Annotated in this window: 15 protein-coding genes; 3 read left to right on the top strand and 12 right to left on the bottom strand. The window is 31.1% G+C overall.

What is annotated here, in order from left to right; genetic code table 11:
- Window position 1 precedes the first annotated feature (1 nt).
- From VP90_RS07440 to VP90_RS07385, 12 genes are all read right to left on the bottom strand, one after another.
- Window positions 2–709 carry a cytochrome c biogenesis CcdA family protein gene (locus tag VP90_RS07440; RefSeq protein ID WP_262590480.1) on the bottom strand — a complete coding sequence of 236 codons (708 nt, stop codon included), beginning with the start codon at window positions 707–709 and terminating at the stop codon, window positions 2–4.
- A complete protein-coding gene (gene ppc, locus VP90_RS07435) occupies window positions 710–3,400 on the bottom strand; it encodes a phosphoenolpyruvate carboxylase (RefSeq protein ID WP_262590479.1) in 2,691 nt (896 codons plus the stop codon). It abuts the gene before it with no gap.
- Window positions 3,375–4,286, bottom strand: a complete 912-nt coding sequence (locus tag VP90_RS07430; protein WP_262590478.1) for an SMP-30/gluconolactonase/LRE family protein — start codon at window positions 4,284–4,286, stop codon at window positions 3,375–3,377. The genes ppc and VP90_RS07430 overlap by 26 nt, the downstream gene beginning before the upstream one ends.
- A complete protein-coding gene (locus VP90_RS07425; protein WP_262590477.1) occupies window positions 4,279–5,451 on the bottom strand; it encodes a mandelate racemase/muconate lactonizing enzyme family protein in 1,173 nt (390 codons plus the stop codon). Before VP90_RS07425 ends, VP90_RS07430 begins: the two co-directional genes overlap by 8 nt.
- A gap of 6 nt (window positions 5,452–5,457) precedes the next feature.
- A complete protein-coding gene (locus VP90_RS07420; RefSeq protein ID WP_262590476.1) occupies window positions 5,458–6,300 on the bottom strand; it encodes a fumarylacetoacetate hydrolase family protein in 843 nt (280 codons plus the stop codon).
- 21 nt (window positions 6,301–6,321) lie between these two features.
- Window positions 6,322–7,065 (bottom strand): SDR family oxidoreductase, encoded by a 744-nt coding sequence (locus tag VP90_RS07415; protein ID WP_262590475.1) that lies wholly within the window; start codon window positions 7,063–7,065, stop codon window positions 6,322–6,324.
- Entirely contained in the window at window positions 7,062–7,931 is an 870-nt protein-coding gene (locus VP90_RS07410) for an NAD(P)-dependent oxidoreductase (protein WP_262590474.1), read from the bottom strand. The genes VP90_RS07415 and VP90_RS07410 overlap by 4 nt, the downstream gene beginning before the upstream one ends.
- Window positions 7,928–9,250, bottom strand: coding sequence for a TRAP transporter large permease (locus VP90_RS07405; RefSeq protein ID WP_075506115.1), 1,323 nt, complete (start codon window positions 9,248–9,250; stop codon window positions 7,928–7,930). Before VP90_RS07405 ends, VP90_RS07410 begins: the two co-directional genes overlap by 4 nt.
- 1 nt (window position 9,251) lies before the next feature.
- Window positions 9,252–9,821, bottom strand: coding sequence for a TRAP transporter small permease subunit (locus tag VP90_RS07400; protein ID WP_262590473.1), 570 nt, complete (start codon window positions 9,819–9,821; stop codon window positions 9,252–9,254).
- 59 nt (window positions 9,822–9,880) lie between these two features.
- Window positions 9,881–10,897 carry a TRAP transporter substrate-binding protein DctP gene (gene dctP, locus VP90_RS07395; protein ID WP_262590472.1) on the bottom strand — a complete coding sequence of 339 codons (1,017 nt, stop codon included), beginning with the start codon at window positions 10,895–10,897 and terminating at the stop codon, window positions 9,881–9,883.
- Window positions 10,898–11,021: 124 nt separating this feature from the next.
- Entirely contained in the window at window positions 11,022–11,990 is a 969-nt protein-coding gene (locus VP90_RS07390; RefSeq protein ID WP_262590471.1) for a 2-hydroxyacid dehydrogenase, read from the bottom strand.
- The gene (locus tag VP90_RS07385) at window positions 11,991–13,775 is read right to left on the bottom strand and encodes an IlvD/Edd family dehydratase (RefSeq protein WP_262590470.1); all 1,785 of its coding nucleotides are present in this window, start codon (window positions 13,773–13,775) and stop codon (window positions 11,991–11,993) included. It abuts the gene before it with no gap.
- A gap of 46 nt (window positions 13,776–13,821) precedes the next feature.
- Here VP90_RS07385 and VP90_RS07380 point away from each other — a divergent pair, with 46 nt between their 5' ends.
- The 3 genes from VP90_RS07380 to VP90_RS07370 are packed head-to-tail and all read left to right on the top strand — an operon-like array spanning window position 13,822 to window position 17,075.
- Window positions 13,822–15,327 (top strand): UxaA family hydrolase, encoded by a 1,506-nt coding sequence (locus VP90_RS07380; protein WP_262590469.1) that lies wholly within the window; start codon window positions 13,822–13,824, stop codon window positions 15,325–15,327.
- A 13-nt stretch (window positions 15,328–15,340) separates the two neighbouring features.
- The gene (locus VP90_RS07375) at window positions 15,341–16,204 is read left to right on the top strand and encodes a DMT family transporter (protein ID WP_262590468.1); all 864 of its coding nucleotides are present in this window, start codon (window positions 15,341–15,343) and stop codon (window positions 16,202–16,204) included.
- A 13-nt stretch (window positions 16,205–16,217) separates the two neighbouring features.
- Window positions 16,218–17,075 carry an NAD(P)-dependent oxidoreductase gene (locus VP90_RS07370; RefSeq protein WP_262590467.1) on the top strand — a complete coding sequence of 286 codons (858 nt, stop codon included), beginning with the start codon at window positions 16,218–16,220 and terminating at the stop codon, window positions 17,073–17,075.
- Window positions 17,076–17,336: the final 261 nt, after the last annotated feature.

Below are 17,336 nucleotides of genomic sequence, written 5' to 3'. Positions count from 1 at the left end.
TTTAACCAAAGTTTTGCATAAAAGGAAAGATCTCAATTAAATAAAACCCAATTGCTTGCAATTTATTTGTAATAATTAATATTCCAGTTACTAAAAGAATTCCACCACCTACTTTTGAGATAATATTTATATACTGACGCATATTTTTTGAAAAAATTAAAAACTTTTGAATTAAATATCCTGATAAAACAAAAGGTATAGCCAAACCTAAAGAGTAAAAACTTAATAAAATTATTGCTCTTGATAAAGTATCTTCAATTGAAGCTAAAGCTAAAATTGATCCTAGTATTGGACCGATACAAGGTGTCCATCCAAATCCAAAAGCAGCACCAATTATCACAGGAAAGAAAAAACTATCAATTTTTTTAAAATCAAATCTTCTATCAATGTTTAAAAATCCAAAATTAAAAACACCTAATAATTGTAGTGAAAAAAATATAACAATCAGTCCTGCAATTAATCTTAAGGATTGAGAATTCTCTAACAATACTTGTCCCAAAAAAGATGCTGAAGCTCCAAAAATGATAAAAACTAATGAAAAACCAAAACAAAATTTAATTAAGGGAATAATATTAAAATTTTGTTTCTCAGTTATTTCTTTAAGAGATTGGCCTGATACAAAAGATATATATCCAGGTATCAAAGGTAAAACACAAGGAGATAAAAAACTTATTAACCCTGCCCCAAAAGCAATTAAATATTCAATCATCTATCCAGTGTTTTTCATTGCTGCAGAAATTCCTGCGATAGATGTCATTAAAGCATCGTCTAAATATTTCTTATCTAAATTTTTATATTTTTTATTTGTTAATTTATTCATTATATTTGCCTGAAGAATGTTTAGCATCTCAGTGTAGTTGTTTCTGATAAATAATGCTTTTCTAAACTCTTTTCTCTCTTTTATAACTTCTTTTGGGGTAATTTTATTGTGCAATTTGACCAATGCATCAAATTGAAACCTTAATCTTTTTCCAATTCTTATCAAAGATTTGTCAGCTAAATTATTTTCATAAATTACTGATATTTCAGGATCAACCTTTGAAATCACCATGTCCAAAATATCCATTGTTGATACAAAATAAGGCCAGTTCCTCTCCATGTCTGTCATAGTTTTTTTAAATTTTTTAATTGATCCATATCTCAAAGCCTCAGTTGTACCGAGCCAAGCAGGAAGCATTAGTCTAATTTGCGTCCAAGCAAATACCCAAGGGATAGCTCTTAAACTTTGAATATTATCAACATTTTTTCTCTTGGTGGGTCTTGAACCAATTGCAAGTTTTCCAAGAGATTTATGTGGAGTAACAGTTTTAAAATATCTAATAAAATCTTCACTTTGATTTAAATACTTTCTGTAAGCAGATGTAGAAATCTCAGACATTTTTTGAATAAGCTCTCGCCAATTTGGTTTTGATCTAGGAGGTGGATTTAAAGTAGCCTCCATTACTGCTCCAATATAACTACATAGATTGTATTCAGCTAAAGGCTTATATCCATATTTTTGCTGTATCACCTCTCCTTGATCAGTAATTCTAATTTTTCCATTTACTGTTCCAGATGGTTGAGATTTAAGAGTTGCCTGAATTGGTCCTCCTCCTCTTCCTGGAGATCCTCCTCTTCCATGAAAAAATACAAGATCTATTTTATATTTTTTAGCTAAATTTCTAAGTTCTTCTTGAAGTTTGTATTGATGCCAACTTGCAGATAGTTTTCCTGCATCTTTACTAGAGTCTGAATATCCAATCATTACTTCTTGTTTTGAGTTTATCATTTTTCTGTACCAAGGAAGTTTAAATAAATTTTGCATAACACCATTGGCATTCTTTAAATCATCTAAAGTTTCAAAAAGTGGTACTACTCTTAACAAATTCTTTGTTTCGGCCTGTAATTGCAATAAATAAACAGATAAAATATCAGATGCTTTTGAAGTCATTGAAATCACATACGCGCCCATACATTGCTCTGGCTCTTTAGATATTTGTTTAAATGTTTTCCAAACTTCTAAATTCTCTTTGTCCCTTAAATTAATTTTATTAACAAAAGATTTTTTTTGTTTTATTGATTTATTAAGTAATTCAATTTTCTTTTCTTCAGGTAATTGTGAATAATTAATTTTATTTTTCTTTTTAAATATTTCATTTAAAAGTTTTTCATGTCTATCAGACTCTTGTCTGATATCTAATCTTGCTAAATTTATTCCAAAACATCTAACTCTTCTTATCAAATCTAACAAATCTGCATTTGCAATATGTTGACCTTTGTTCATGTTTAAGGAAGTTCTAACTTCTCTTAATGGATTTATGATTTCGTACTTATCTTTTAGTAATTTATTTTCATCTAATGGCTTATTATAATTTATATGTGCTTCAATTAACTGATGTGTTCTTCTTACTTTGTCTCTTAAAGGTCTTAAATAAACTCTGTAAGGTTCAAAACTATTTCCAGTAACTTTTTTGATTTTATTAGAACATTCTTCCATTGATAAATCTTGAATTAATTTTGTAAGTTCTCTTTCGTATAACTTTGCAGCTTGCCATCTTGAAAATAAAATCACTTTTTTTGTTACTTCAGATGTAACATTTGGATTTCCATCTCTATCACCACCCATCCAGGAACCAAATTGAATAGGATTAAAATTTCTAGGAAGATCTTTATTTAGATTTTTCCTAAAAATATCATTCAATCTTTTGTAAACTCTTGGAATTGTATCCCATAAACTATCTTCTATTACAGCCAAGCCCCATCTAGCTTCATCAAGTGGTGATGGTTTGGTTCTTTTTAATTCATCAGTTTTCCAAATAATGGCTATCTCCGAATATAATTTTCGATTTATTTCAATAATCTTTGCGGGGTATTTTTTATAAAGATGACGTTGTTCCATCAAGGTGGTTAAATTTGCGTATTTTTGAATTAGTGTTCTTCTCTTAACTTCTGTTGGATGTGCGGTGAGAACTATTCCAATATCAAGTTTTGTTGCCTGATCATAAATTTTTTTGTCAGAGATTTTTCTATTTTTAAATAGATTATTAATAATATCCTCAATAAATAGATTTTGTTTTTTGTTCTTAAAATATGGATTATCGTATTCATTAAGTTTTCTAGATGCATCTAACGACTCAGCTAAATTCATTAAATTTAGAATATGCGAAAAAGCTCTAGTGACCTTAAAAGTAATTTCAGGTGAAAGCTTTCTTATGTCTTTTGAAATTTTGGAAAATACTTTACTTTTATTTTTATCTAACAAGGTATTTTTAGATAATAATCTTAATCGCTCAACAATATTAAAAAATTTTGTGCCTTCTTGATCTTTGATTACTCTTCCAAGAAAAGTTCCTAATAATCTTATATCTTCTCTTAAAAGCTTAGTAGGTATTCGTTCATAGTAAAGATCTCTCTGCTTCATTGCTTAAAATAAATTTTTTTTGTAAAACTCCTTTTGTGTTTGTTTTTACACCAAAAAAGAATCCTGAATATCTAAATTTTCGCAAATCAGCCTTGTCCATTCCTTTTGTAGCTGTTGAAACGTACAGTTCTTGATTATTCTTACCACCAAACGCACAATTAGTAATATTTTTGGCTGGAAACTTAATTCTGTGAATTAATTTTGCTCTACTATTAAATACTGAGACACATGCCCCACGAAAATGTGCAACCCACAAATTTTTATTCCTATCTACAGTCATTCCATCTGGTGAACCTTCGTCTAAAGATAATTTTTTAAATATTTTTTTACTAATTATTTTATTATTTTTATTAATCTTAATTTTATAGATTGTTTTTTTAGGACTATCTGTGTGGTAAAAATTATATTGATCAATAAATGCTGGGCCATTTGTAATTCTATAATTTTTATCAACTCTTGTTAATTTTAGATTTTTATCTAATTTATACAAAGATCCTTTTTCAATTTTTCTCTCTAAGTTATCCATAGTTCCAAACCAAAGATTTCCAGCAGGATCTGTTTTACCGTCGTTTATTCTATTCAATTTTAATTTAGGTTCTATAGGTATCGATTTTAAAACTTTTTTTGATTTTAAATTTTGAATTCTTATTTCACCCTGCAATCCTAAAATAAATATATGATCTCTTACATGAGCAATGAAACCTACTTCTTTATTTACTTTAAATATTTTCTTTTTTTTATTTTTAATATTTAAAGAACAAATTTTCTTTTTCTTTATATCAACAAAATAAATTGAGTTGTGTTCTTTAACCCAAAGTGTTCCTTCGCCTAAAGTACATCTTATTTTCCAAATAGGTTTTGGCTCTGTAGTTTTAATTTTATTCATTTACTTCAAACTCCTTAATAAAGTCCTCATTAGGATTTATACCAATACCTACATTGTCTGTCACTGATGCAAATCCATTATTGTTTTTAACTTGATCTAAAATTGAAAAATTTTCTTTTGGTAGATCTGTAATAAAGATATTTTTCTCTGTTGTATCAAATTCTAGCATAGTTTTTGTTGGGAATAGTCCCCCTGGCATATCTGGTTGCGCAGTCAATAAATGAAGATTTACCGCTATACTTACAGCAGATCCCCAAACATGATTAATTACAGGAACAAAGTTAGCCTGCGCCAAGGCTGCGACTTTCAAATATTCTGTAATACCTCCTAACCCACATACTTCTGGTTGAGCTATATCAATACAATTATTGGTAATTAATTTATTCCATCCATACTTTGTAAATTCTGCTTCACCTCCAGCAACACTGGTTGATATATTTTTTTTTAATTCTCGGTAACCGTTGTAATCTTCAGGAGCGACAGGTTCTTCAAACCAATAAACATCTAGTTCATCAAGTCCTTTTCCAACATAAAGAGCATCTTTCAGATTATAAGCATGGTTAGCATCCACCATTAATTTGAAATCTTTACCTATAGAATTTCTAACTGCTTGAACCAACTTTAAATCTTCTTTTGGACCTAATCCAACCTTCATTTTCATTGCTTTAAAGTTTTTTGATTTAATCTGTTTAGCTTCTTCTTCAAACAACGGAATTAGTTCATCCACTGATTTTTTTTGTAACATCATTCCATATCCATAAACAGGAACTTCATTATTACATTTCCCACCAACAAGTTGGTAAAGAGGAGAGTTTGTTTTTTTTCCTAAGATATCCCATAGTGCTATGTCAACTCCTGACAAAGCTTGTATTGGCATTCCTTTTTGACCACTATCTCTTAAAAGATTGTAAACTTTTTGCCAGATATGTTCTTTATTCAAAGGATCCTCGCCTATTATTAAAGGCTGAATTACCTTTTCAACAATGAACTTATTGGCTAAAGCAATATTACCTGGACCAAAACATTCACCCCATCCCGTAATGCCTTCGTCAGTTTGTACTTCAATCAAATGGGCTGTTCGGTGTTTATAATATTGTTGTGAATAACCTAGTTCTTTCTCTAACTCATATTTAAGTACATGACTTTTAATAGAAGTTATTTTCACAAAAGATTATAAAGCAACTACTTTAGAGTTTTGCTCTCCTAAATTTTCAATTGATAATCTCATTGTATCACCAGCTTTCAAGAATTGTTGTGGTTTCATTCCCATACCAACTCCTGGAGGTGTACCAGTTGTAATTATATCACCTGGCTGTAATGACATAAATTTACTTAAATAAGATACAATAACGTTAACATTAAAGATCATAGTATTAGTATTTCCAGTCTGCATTCTTTGACCGTTAACATCCAAACTCATTTTTAAATTATTGATGTCAGCAATTTCATCTTTAGTTACCAAGTAAGGTCCAATTGGTCCATACGTGTCATGAGATTTTCCTTTTACCCATTGACCCATTTTTTCTATTTGCCATTCTCTTTCACTAATATCGTTTACTAAACAATATCCTAAGATGTGATCTTGTGATTGAGCTTCTGAAATATGTTTTGTATGTTTTCCAATTACAATTCCTAATTCTACTTCCCAGTCTAATTTTTTTGAACCAGACACAATTTCGATATCATCGTTAGGACCATTGATACAACTTGTTGCTTTCATAAAAGTAATTGGCTCAGATGGAACTTCTGCTCCTGTTTCAGCAGCGTGATCTGAAAAGTTTAAACCAATTGCAATAAATTTTCCTGGTTTTGTAATACATGAACCAATTCTTTCACTTGAAGATATTTCTGGAAGACTTGCTAAATCAGCGCCTTGTAATTTTGAAATAGTTTCAAAATTTAAATGATCAGGATTTAAATCTGAAATATGTGAACTAATATCTCTAATTTTACCATCTTTGTCTAAAGCTGCTGGTTTTTCTTGTCCTTTTTGACCTACTCTTAATAATTTCATAATTGTCCTTTTGTTATTAAATTATATTGAAATTCCACCATCAACAGAAATTGTAGTTCCTGTTGTAAATGTTGCATCATCACTTGCGAGATAAACAGCAACTGCAGCAATCTCTTCTGCAGTTCCTAATCTTCCCATTGGTTGTCTTGCAATAAAATCTTTTTTTGCCTGAACTGGATCTGGGCTCTGGTTTACTCTGTCTTGCCAAGATGGTGAGAAAACTGTTCCAGGAGCAATTGAATTACATCTGATATTTTGTTTTACAAAGTCAGCAGCAATTGCTTTAGTTAAACCTATTACAGCGCCCTTTGTTGTTCCGTAGACAAATCTGTTTGGAAAACCTTTTAAACTTGAAGCACATGAAGATACATTAATTATGCTTCCACCATTTTGTTTTACCATCAATGGTAATATCGCCTTACACATAAAATACATTGATTTCACATTCACATTTGATGAGAAATCCCAATCTTTTTCATCACATTCAAGAATTGTTCCATGGTGAACAAATCCAACTGCATTAAATAATACATCTACTTTATCAAGAGTTTTAGTAAATTCTAAGATAGCGTTGTTATCAGTTGAGTCTAATTTGGTAACTTTAATATCTGGATATTCTTTATTTAATTCTGCTAAAGTTTTATCGTTTAAATCTGTAGCCGTTACATGAGCTCCTTCTTTATGAAATGCAATTGCTGTTGCTTTTCCAATTCCTTGTCCTGCTGCTGTTACAACAATTTGTTTGCCATTAAGTCTTCCACTCATTTTTTATTTATCCTTTCAATCTCGTTATAAAGTGAACTGTGATCAGTGTTACCATGACCATTATCAACTAAGGTCTTATACATTTCTTTAACTAAATTTGAAATAGGTAAATGAGTATTATAAGAATTTGCACATTCTAAAATGTTGTTCATATCTTTCAAATGAGTATAGGTCTTACCCTTAGGGCTAAAATCTTTATCAATCATTCTTTTTCCATGTGTTTGAAGTATTTTACTATCCGCCCATCCACCTGAAAGAGCTTTGATTAATTTATTTGGATCTGCTCCAGCTTTTTCACATAATGTTATGGCTTCTGCAACAGCTCCTATTGTAACTCCAACAACAATTTGGTTTGCTAGTTTTGATACTTGTCCACTTCCAATAGGTCCAACTAATGTTGGGTTCCCCATTGCTTTTAAAATTTTTTCAGAATTATCAAAAACACTTTGATCACCACCAACCATGATGGCTAGTGAAGCTTCTTCTGCTCCGATTGTTCCTCCTGAAACTGGTGCATCTAAATAATTTACATTTTTTGATTTTAAATTAGTTCCATGTTTTGTTGCTGTTGTGGGTTTTACAGAACTCATATCAATGACTGTTGAGCTTGATTTTAAATTGTCTAGAAAATCTGAACTAGAGGTTATTGCATCTACAGCACTATCATCAGTTAACATGGTAATGACAAAATCACTATCCTTAACTACATCGCTTATTGTTTTTGAAATTTCTGCACCAAACTCTTTTAGTGGTTCTGCTTTTTCTATTGATCTATTAAAGGCTTTTAATTTAAATCCAGATTTTAATATATTTTTAGCCATTGGAAGGCCCATTAGGCCTGTTCCAATAAATCCAATTGTTATCATGGTTTTGGTTTAAACTCGTGGAAATTTTGTGTCATTGCTTCAGGGAAGAACATAACACATGCTAATACAATTAACTGAATTACTATAAATGGAGCAAAACCTCTAAAGATATCTGTTAAAGATATGTGTGGAGGAGCAACCGATTTTAAATAGAAAGCGGCGGGCCCAAATGGTGGACTTAAAAATGAAACCTGCATATTTACACAGAATAATATTCCAAACCAAATAGGATCAAAACCAAGTGCAATTACAATTGGTAAAAATACTGGCATTGCTAATAATACAATTCCAACCCAGTCCATAAATGCTCCCATGATTAAGAACATAATCTGCATCATGAAAATTAAATACATTGGTTTCAAATCATACGCTAAAATTGTTTCTGCTACATATTTCGGTCCACCAGCAAGAGAATAAGCTCCTGCTAAAACTGTTGCACCAAAAGTAATTGTTAAAATGGTTCCAGATGCTTTAAAAGTTCGTGTTAATGCATCTTTAAATAAAAACCATGTCAGTTCTTTTCTTGCAAAAATAATAATCAAAGTAGCAACAACACCCATTCCTGCAGCTTCAGTGATACCAGTCATTCCAGAATAAATTGAACCTAATACAATAATTACAATTCCAATTGGAGGAAGTAGACCTGGTAGGTAAGACATTTTTTCTTTTAAAGTTAAAGCCGGCTCATCACTTAATGGAGCTAAATGAGGCTGTAATCTTGTTCTAATAAGAATGTATGTAATAATTAAACCTGAGATCATTAAACCCGGAACAATTGCTTCTTGGAATAACATCGTAATAGAAGTCTCTGTTGTTAATCCATAAATAATTAAAACAATTGATGGAGGTATCATTGTTCCTAAAGATCCAGATGCACAAATAATACCAATAGACATGTCTTGATCATATTTAAGTCTTAACATTTGTGGTAATGCAATTAATCCTAATAAAACTATTTCTCCTCCAATAATTCCACTCATTGCAGCCATGATGGTTGCCATGATTGCAGTAACTACACCTACTCCACCTCTAGTTTTTCTTAACCACGCGTTTAAAGCATCATAAAGATCTCGTGCAATATTCGAGCGTTCGAGCAAGGAGGCCATAAAGATAAATAAAGGCACTGACAAAAATGAATAAGTAACAACCAGTGAATAATACCTTGAAAGCAATATTCCTAATGCATGCTCACCTATGTATAAAAATACTAGTACTGCACCCATGAAACCTGATGCAAATCCCATCGGAACACCAATAGATATCAGTGCTAATAATCCAACTATTAATATTATCGAGAGTGTTCCTATTTCAAATTCCATCTTACTTTAATTCTTTAGAAGGGTCGTATTGTTTCTCTTTTGGATTTCTCCAATCAATGATTAGGTTATTTACAGATTGAACTGCTATAAGAAATACACATAAAAGTGTAAGTGGTTTCATTGTAGCTGGAATTGGAGGATCCCAATAAGTTGCAAATCTCTCCCAGGTAGTGAAAGATCTGTGTGCATCTTCCCATCCACCATAAATTACTGCTGTAGCAAAAAGAACAATAATTATAGTACTAATTAAGTCAAAAATTCTTTGAGTTGGTCTTCCAACCCAGTCGTAAAGTAAAACTATTCTAATATGGCTTCTTAATCTTGTTGCATATATTCCACCAACTAAATAGCAAACACCTGCAAGCCACAAACATAACTCATTAGCCCATAAAGTTGGCTTAAATAAAACATATCGCATAAAAATTTCATACATCATCACAATTACAATTACAGGAATTAAATATTTTATTGTGTGACTTAAAAATAAGGAAACTCTATCAATCCAATTAATTGGAAAATCATCTTTACTCGCTACTTTTTCGTTTTGTTCTTGTAACTCTTTATCTATCATTGAGTAAAAATTTTAGATTTTATTCGAAGGGCCTTTTCAGGCCCTTCAAAAATTATTTATTACATAATACCATTAGCTTTCATGTAAGCTTTGTGTATTTCGATTAAAGCCGCAGCTTCTGGAGATTTAGTCTTCCATTCTTCCCAAGCAGCAAGTGCAGCTGTTCTGAATTTAAGTCTATCTTCTCTAGACCAGTCATGAAGAGTAACGCCCATTTCATTTAAAGCTTTAACAGCTTCAGCGTTTTTTCTCTCAACTAAGCTAGTAATAGTTCTTCCAGCGATTTCTATTCCTGCTTTCATAGCACCTTGCTCATGAGGCTTTAACTTGTTCCATACTTTTGTGTTACAAGCTAAGTGGTCAGCCGGCATAGAGTGGAAACCTGGATATGTAGCATATTTGTTTTGCTCATAGTGTCCACCAGCATAGTTAGTTGCTAAAGATGAATAGTCAGCACCATCGATTAGACCAGTTTGTAAAGCTGTAGGTACTTCACCAAAGTCCATAACGATTGGTTTCGCACCTAAAGTTGTAAAGATCATACTTTCCATTCCTGGAGGTGATCTAAATTTAAAGTCTTTCAATGAAGCAACATCTGGAATTGGTCTGCTAGATATTAAAGACTCATGTCCTGGTATCCACCAACCAATTAAAGTCATTCCATATTTGTTGTATAATGCATCAACAGCATCTTGAGCACCTGGGTAGTTCAAGAATTCATATTGTTGGTATGGGTTATCGTATCCACCCATTACATCACCTGCGAATTGGAACGCTGCATTTTTACCAGTTTGGTAACCAGCACCAGTCATATCACAATCGATAATTCCAGTTTGTGCAGAGTTAAATACCTCAGCAGATTTACCTGTTACTGAAGATGAGTAGAACATTTCAATTTTCAAGCTTCCACCAGAAAACTTCTCTACATTTTTTGCGAACTGAGCCGCAACTTCACCATTTGGTGAGCTAGCAGTAAAGTGAGTTTCAATCTTTAAAGTCTTTGCATTTGCAGAGCCAAATAAAGCAACTGAAACCATAGCCACCGCTGCTAAAGTTTTAGATATTAATTTAAACATTATCTTCCTCTCGTTTATGTTTTTTGAAAGTTAATCATAAAAGATTTTCTATTTCAATTAAATCAGTTTAGTTATTATATATAGAAATTATATATATTTTATAAACACAGAGAATAGAATTGTTCTAAACTACCTCTGAAATCAAAGGTTTTTTATTGAAAAAACAGTAAATATTATCAACTGCCATCATACTCATTGCAAGACGTGTTTCATGTGTCGCACTACCTACATGAGGAAGTACAAAACAGTTATCTAGTTTTAAATATCTGTTATCTAAATTTGGTTCATTGTTGAAAACATCTAAACCGGCTGCATAAATTTTTTTATTTTCTAGTGCATCAATTAATGCATCGTCATCTATTGTTGAACCTCTTGATGTGTTTATAACAACTGCATGTTTGGGTAATAAGCTTATTGTATCTTTATTAAGAATGTATTTTGTTTCTGCGGTAGCTGGTGTGTGTATACTTACAAAATCGCAATTTGGTAACATTGAATTTAAATCTGAATAATATTTTGCACCATCCTCTAAATCTGCAGACAACTTGTTTCTATTATAATAAATTATTTTCATGCCAAATGCTTTTGCACTTTTAGCAGCCATTCTTCCTATTCGTCCCATACCAATAATACCTAAAGTTTTGCCAGTAACTGAGTTACCAATCATAAATTTAGTTAAGTCAGGTTTTTGATTTTTCCAATTATCAGTTCTTACTAAATTATAAGCTTCACCAATTCTTCTTGAGGCAGCTAATATTAAAAGAATAGTTAGCTCTGCAACAGCTTCGTTTAATACGTTAGGTGTATTGGTAACTTTTATTTTTTTTTCTAAAGCAGAGTTAACAGAAATATTATCGTACCCTACTCCTACCTGAGCAATGATTTTTAATTTACCATTTAGATTATTGAAAAAATTTTCTCCAATTTTATCAAACCCTGTAGAAATCATCCCATCATAGTCGTTTATTATCTTAATTAACTCGCTTTCAGGAATTGGTTCGTCTTTTGGATTTAATGTTACATCAAATTCTTTGCTTAATTTTTCTTCTGCTAAATCTGAAATTTTTCTAGAAACTAATATCTTAGGTTTCATTTAATGTGAATCTCTAGGTAAACCTTTTGTATGAGATACATCCAAGTATTTTCCTCTAGAATTAATACAAGCACCATCATCTAATTGACCTACTGTATTTCTAAATATTTCTTGCCAAGGTGTTTGATTATTTGCTTTAAATTTCTTTTTATTTTTTCTTCGCTTCTTAAACTCAGCCTGAGAAATTAGTAAATCAACTCTTCTTTTATTTAGATCAATTTTAATTTTATCACCTGTTTTGACTATTCCTAAATCTCCTCCAACTGCAGACTCTGGAGATACATGAAGTATAGAAGGACTTTCAGATGTTCCACTTTGTCTTCCATCTCCTAAAGTAGGTAGATGTCTAATACCTTTTTTTAACAACCTGTCAGGTGGTTGCATGTTCACAACTTCTGCAGAACCAGGGTAACCTACTGGACCACATCCTCTAACAATTAATATTGAGTTCTCATCAATTTTTAATTTCTTATCATTAAGTCTTTTATGGTAATCTTCAGGACCTTCAAAAACGATCGCTTTACACTCAAATGCATTAGGGTGTTTAGGATTTGACAGATATTGATCTCTAAATTCTTTACTAATTACTGATGTTTTCATGATTGCAGATGAGAAGAAATTACTTCTCATAACTAAGAAACCAGCTTTTTCTGTTAAAGCATTTTTAAATGTTTTGATTACTTTGCTATCTACATCAATTTTCTTTTTCAAATTTTCACCAACTGTCTTTCCAGTTACAGTCTTTATATTGGTGTGAATTTTTTTATTCTTAATTAATTCTTTCATAACAGCTGGTATTGCACCTGCTCTGTGAAAACTTTCCATTAAATATTCGCCAGCTGGCTGACAGTTCACTAGCAAAGGAATATCGTGACCTAATTTTTGCCAATCAGATAAATCAAACTTAATTCCCATGTGTTTAGCTATTGCACTTAAATGTGTGGTGCAGTTACTTGATCCACCTATTGCACTTGCAACAACTACTGCGTTTTCAAAAGCTTTACGTGTCATTATTTTTGAAGGTGTTAAATCTTCATGAACCATTCCAACAATTCTTTGTCCTGTTTCATATGAAATCTGTTCTCTTTCTCTGTAAGGTGCAGGAATTACAGCTCCTCCAGGTAGGGACATGCCTAAAGCTTCTGCAACTGAATTCATAGAAGATGCTGTTCCCATAGTATTGCAATGACCAGCGCTTGGCGCAGAAGATGCAACCATGTCCATAAATTCTTCGTATTTAATTTCTCCCTTAGCTAACATTTTTCTAGCTTCCCAAACTACTAATCCAGATCCAGCAAGTTTTCCTTTGTAAACTCCATCTAACATTGGGCCACCTGAAAGAACTATTGCGGGAATATTAACTGTGGCTGCTGCCATTAATGCTGCAGGAGTAGTTTTATCACACCCTGTAGTTAAAATAACTCCATCGATTGGATAACCATACAAAACTTCTACCAAAGATAAATAAGATAGATTTCTGTCCAACATAGCTGTTGGTCTTTTTCCAGTTTCTTGAATAGGATGAGTTGGAAATTCCATTGGAATTCCTCCAGCTCTTCTGATCCCATCTTTAATTCTTTTTGTTAAAGACATAAAATGTCTGTTACATGGAGAAAGATCACTGCCTGATTGAGCAATACCTATAATTGGATTTCCAGATTGCAATTCTTTTCTTGTAAGACCATAATTTAAGTACCTTTCTAAATATAAAGCCGTCATGTCAGGGTTTTTTGGATTATTGAACCACTGTTGACTTCGGAAACTCTTTTTTCTTTTTTTAGGCATAATTAATATAATGGTTTGTTTAAGTTATTGGTTATATAATAAATTTATGAATAATCTAATAGTTTTAAATGGCAATGACAATGTTGGCGTAAGTCAATTTATCATACCAGAAAAAACAAAAATTGAAGGACATAATATAAGTACGTTGGATCCAATCCCTTTTGGTCACAAAGTATGTTTAAAAGAGATTAAAAAAGGTGATCCTATTATTAAATATGATCAAATTATTGGATTTGCTTTAAATGATATTAAACCTGGAGAACATGTTCACTCTCATAATTTAGAATTTAGAGAATTTAAAAGAGATTTCAAAGTAACTGATAAATCAAATAATATTGAAGAAAAAGCAGACACTTTTTTCAATGGAATATTAAGAGATAACGGCCAAGTAGCTACAAGAAATTATATTGGAATAGTTAGTACTGTTAATTGCTCTGCAACAGTTACTAAAATGATTGTTGAAAAAATAAAATATTCAGAAATTTTAAAAGATTATCCAAATATAGATGGAATTGTGCCTATTACTCACTCAACAGGATGTGGAATGAATACTGAAAGTGAGGGAATGCAAATTTTTCAAAGAACGATTGATGGTTTTAAAAATCATCCAAATTTTTCTCATGTTTTTGTTATAGGTTTAGGTTGTGAATGTGCTCAGGTAAGTTTATTTGATGAGTCTCTTAAAAAACACAATAGAATTCACTTCTTAACTATCCAAGATGAAGGTGGAACTAAAAAAATTGTTGATAAAGTATTATCTCAAATAAAAAATCTTTTATCTGAAGCAAATAATGTTCAAAGAACATCTCAGCCTGTTAGTCATTTAACTTTAGCCTTACAATGTGGAGGATCTGATGGTTATTCAGGAATTACAGCTAATCCTGCATTAGGAGTCGCTGCGGATCTTTTAGTTAAAAAAGGTGGAAGTTCAATTTTATCTGAAACTCCAGAAATTTATGGAGCAGAACATTTATTAATTAACAGAGCTAATTCACAACAAACTGCAGATAAATTAATAAAAAGAATTGAATGGTGGAGACATTATACATCAATAAATAATAGTTCTATGGATAATAACCCTGCACCTGGAAATAAAAAAGGTGGACTTACAACTATTTTAGAAAAATCTTTAGGAGCAGTTGCTAAAGGTGGAAACTCAATTTTACAAGATGTATTGAATTATGCTGAACCTCTTAAAAATAAAGGTTTCAATTTTATGGATTCACCTGGATATGATCCAGTATCTGTTACAGGGCAAGTTGCATCAGGTGCAAATGTAATTTGTTTTACAACTGGAAGAGGATCTTGTTTTGGATGTAAACCAGTACCAAGTTTAAAACTCTCAACTAATTCAGCAATGTTTGAAAGAATGTCAGAAGATATGGATATTAATTGTGGAACAATAGCTGAAGGAAAAGAAAAAGTTGAAGAAGTTGGTCAAAAAATATTTGAATTAGTAGTAAATACTGCATCAGGAAATAAATCTAAGAGTGAAATCAATGGCTACGGTGACGAGGAGTTTAATCCTTGGCAAGTAGGCGTTGTAATGTAAAAAATTTCCTAAAGTGCAAAATCAAACATCTTTATTAAACGTAATTTTATTAGCAGCTGGCGGATTCTTTATGTTTGTTTGTATGGACTCTACTGCAAAATACCTGGGAACAGTCATGCCTGTTACACAGGCTATTTGGGGAAGATTTTTTTTTCATTTAGTATCTTTAATTGTATTTTTTTTAATATTTAAGCCGAAAGTAAACTTAAAAAAAAATTTTAAAGTTCAAATAATTAGATCAACATTAATGGTGACAGCTACATCGTTTATGTTTTTTTCTCTTCAAAAGTTTGACCTAGTAGATATTTATGTAGTTTTCTTTACAGCCCCATTAATCGTTGCTTTACTTTCTGCTTATTTTTTAAAAGATATTTTGACTTTTAAAGGAATTCTTTTGATGCTTCTTAGTTTCAGTTCAATTGTTTATTCTTTAAGTCCTAGCATGAAAATATTTAGTGTAGATTTAATTTTTCCAATCGTTCCACCTATATGTTGGGCGCTTTACCAATTTTTTACAAAAGTTGTATCAAGTGATAACGATCCATTTGCAGCAATATTTTATACTTCTATTTTAGGAGCAATAATATTTAGTATTTATATTTTTTTTAACTGGGAACCATTAAGTAATAATATTTTTTGGTTATACTTAGCACTGCTTGGTATTGCAGGCTTTGTGAGCCACTCTTTAATTATATATGCAATTCAATTATCAAATTTATCTTTTGTAACAAATTTTCAATATTCTCAATTAGTTTGGTCTACAATTTTTAATTTTTTCATTTTTGGTGTACCTTTTGATGTAAATAAGATTGTGGGTGTTGTAGGTGTAATAATATTTGGTTTATTATTTATAAGAACTGAAGGTAAAAAAAGTTAAATTAGGAGGTTGGATGAAAAATATTGGTTTTATTGGTGTTGGTTATATGGGTTATGGAATTGCTAAAAACATCATTAAGCACAAAAATAATCTTTTTGTAATTGCTAACAAAAATCGTAAACCTATTGAAAAGATAGTAAGTGAGGGAGCTGAAGAAGTTAAGTCATTTGAAGATTTTGCGTCTAAAAATTTAGATGCTTTATTTATGTGTGTCACCAACACACCTATTGCAAAATCTATTTCAGAAAAATTATCTGATATATTAAATGATAAAACAATTGTGATTGATATTACTACTCACAATAAAACTGGCTCTATTGAAACTGAGGCAATTTTTAAATCAAATAATATTAACTATGTTGAATGCCCAGTAATGGGAGGGCCTGTTCAAGCAGAAGAAGGTGTTTTAGGAGGTATTGTCGGAGCGTCAGATGAGAATTTTAAAATAGCAGAGCCTTATTTTAATATATTTTGTAAAGATTATTTTCATTTTGGTCCAGTAGGTATGGGTGCAAAATCAAAACTTTTAAATAATTTTTTATCTTTAGGAAATGGAGCATTAGTAAATCATTTAGCTAAATGCGCTACAGGATTAGGATTAGATCTAAAAAAAGTCTTTGATGTTGCAAAGCTAGGATCTGGAAACTCTGCGGCTCTGAACAGAGTTTTTGATAATTTACTTAAAGGTGATTACACAGGATTTAAATTTACTGCAAGTAACTCTGTTAAAGATTTAACTTACATTCAGGATCTTTTAAAAGATTTTCCTGAAGCTGAAAAAGTTGCTGAACTAAATAAAAATTATTTTCAAAAAGCTGTTGATGATGGTTATGGAGAAAACTTTATTAGTGAATTAATTAATAAAAAATAATTGAAGGAAGTTAAATAAGATATCGGGAATCTACTAAAGCAGTAGGTTGTATTCAACTTATATATTTGCACTAAATGCAAATAAATTTATTGAAAATAATTTTGATATAATTACCTTTTTATATGAAGGAGGTTTATGTTAAAATTGCTACCACCTGATACTTAGCTGAAGATCTTTAGATATAAAAAAACTTAAAATAATAAAATCCGTTTGGATTTAATGCCAAAGAGGCGATAAAAAGGGAGCTCTTTAGGTATCAAC

This window comes from Candidatus Pelagibacter ubique HIMB140 (assembly GCF_025558165.1).
In the GTDB taxonomy this organism is placed as follows: Bacteria; Pseudomonadota; Alphaproteobacteria; order Pelagibacterales; family Pelagibacteraceae; genus Pelagibacter; species Pelagibacter ubique_T.
This window is presented reverse-complemented; position numbering and strand designations above follow the sequence as displayed.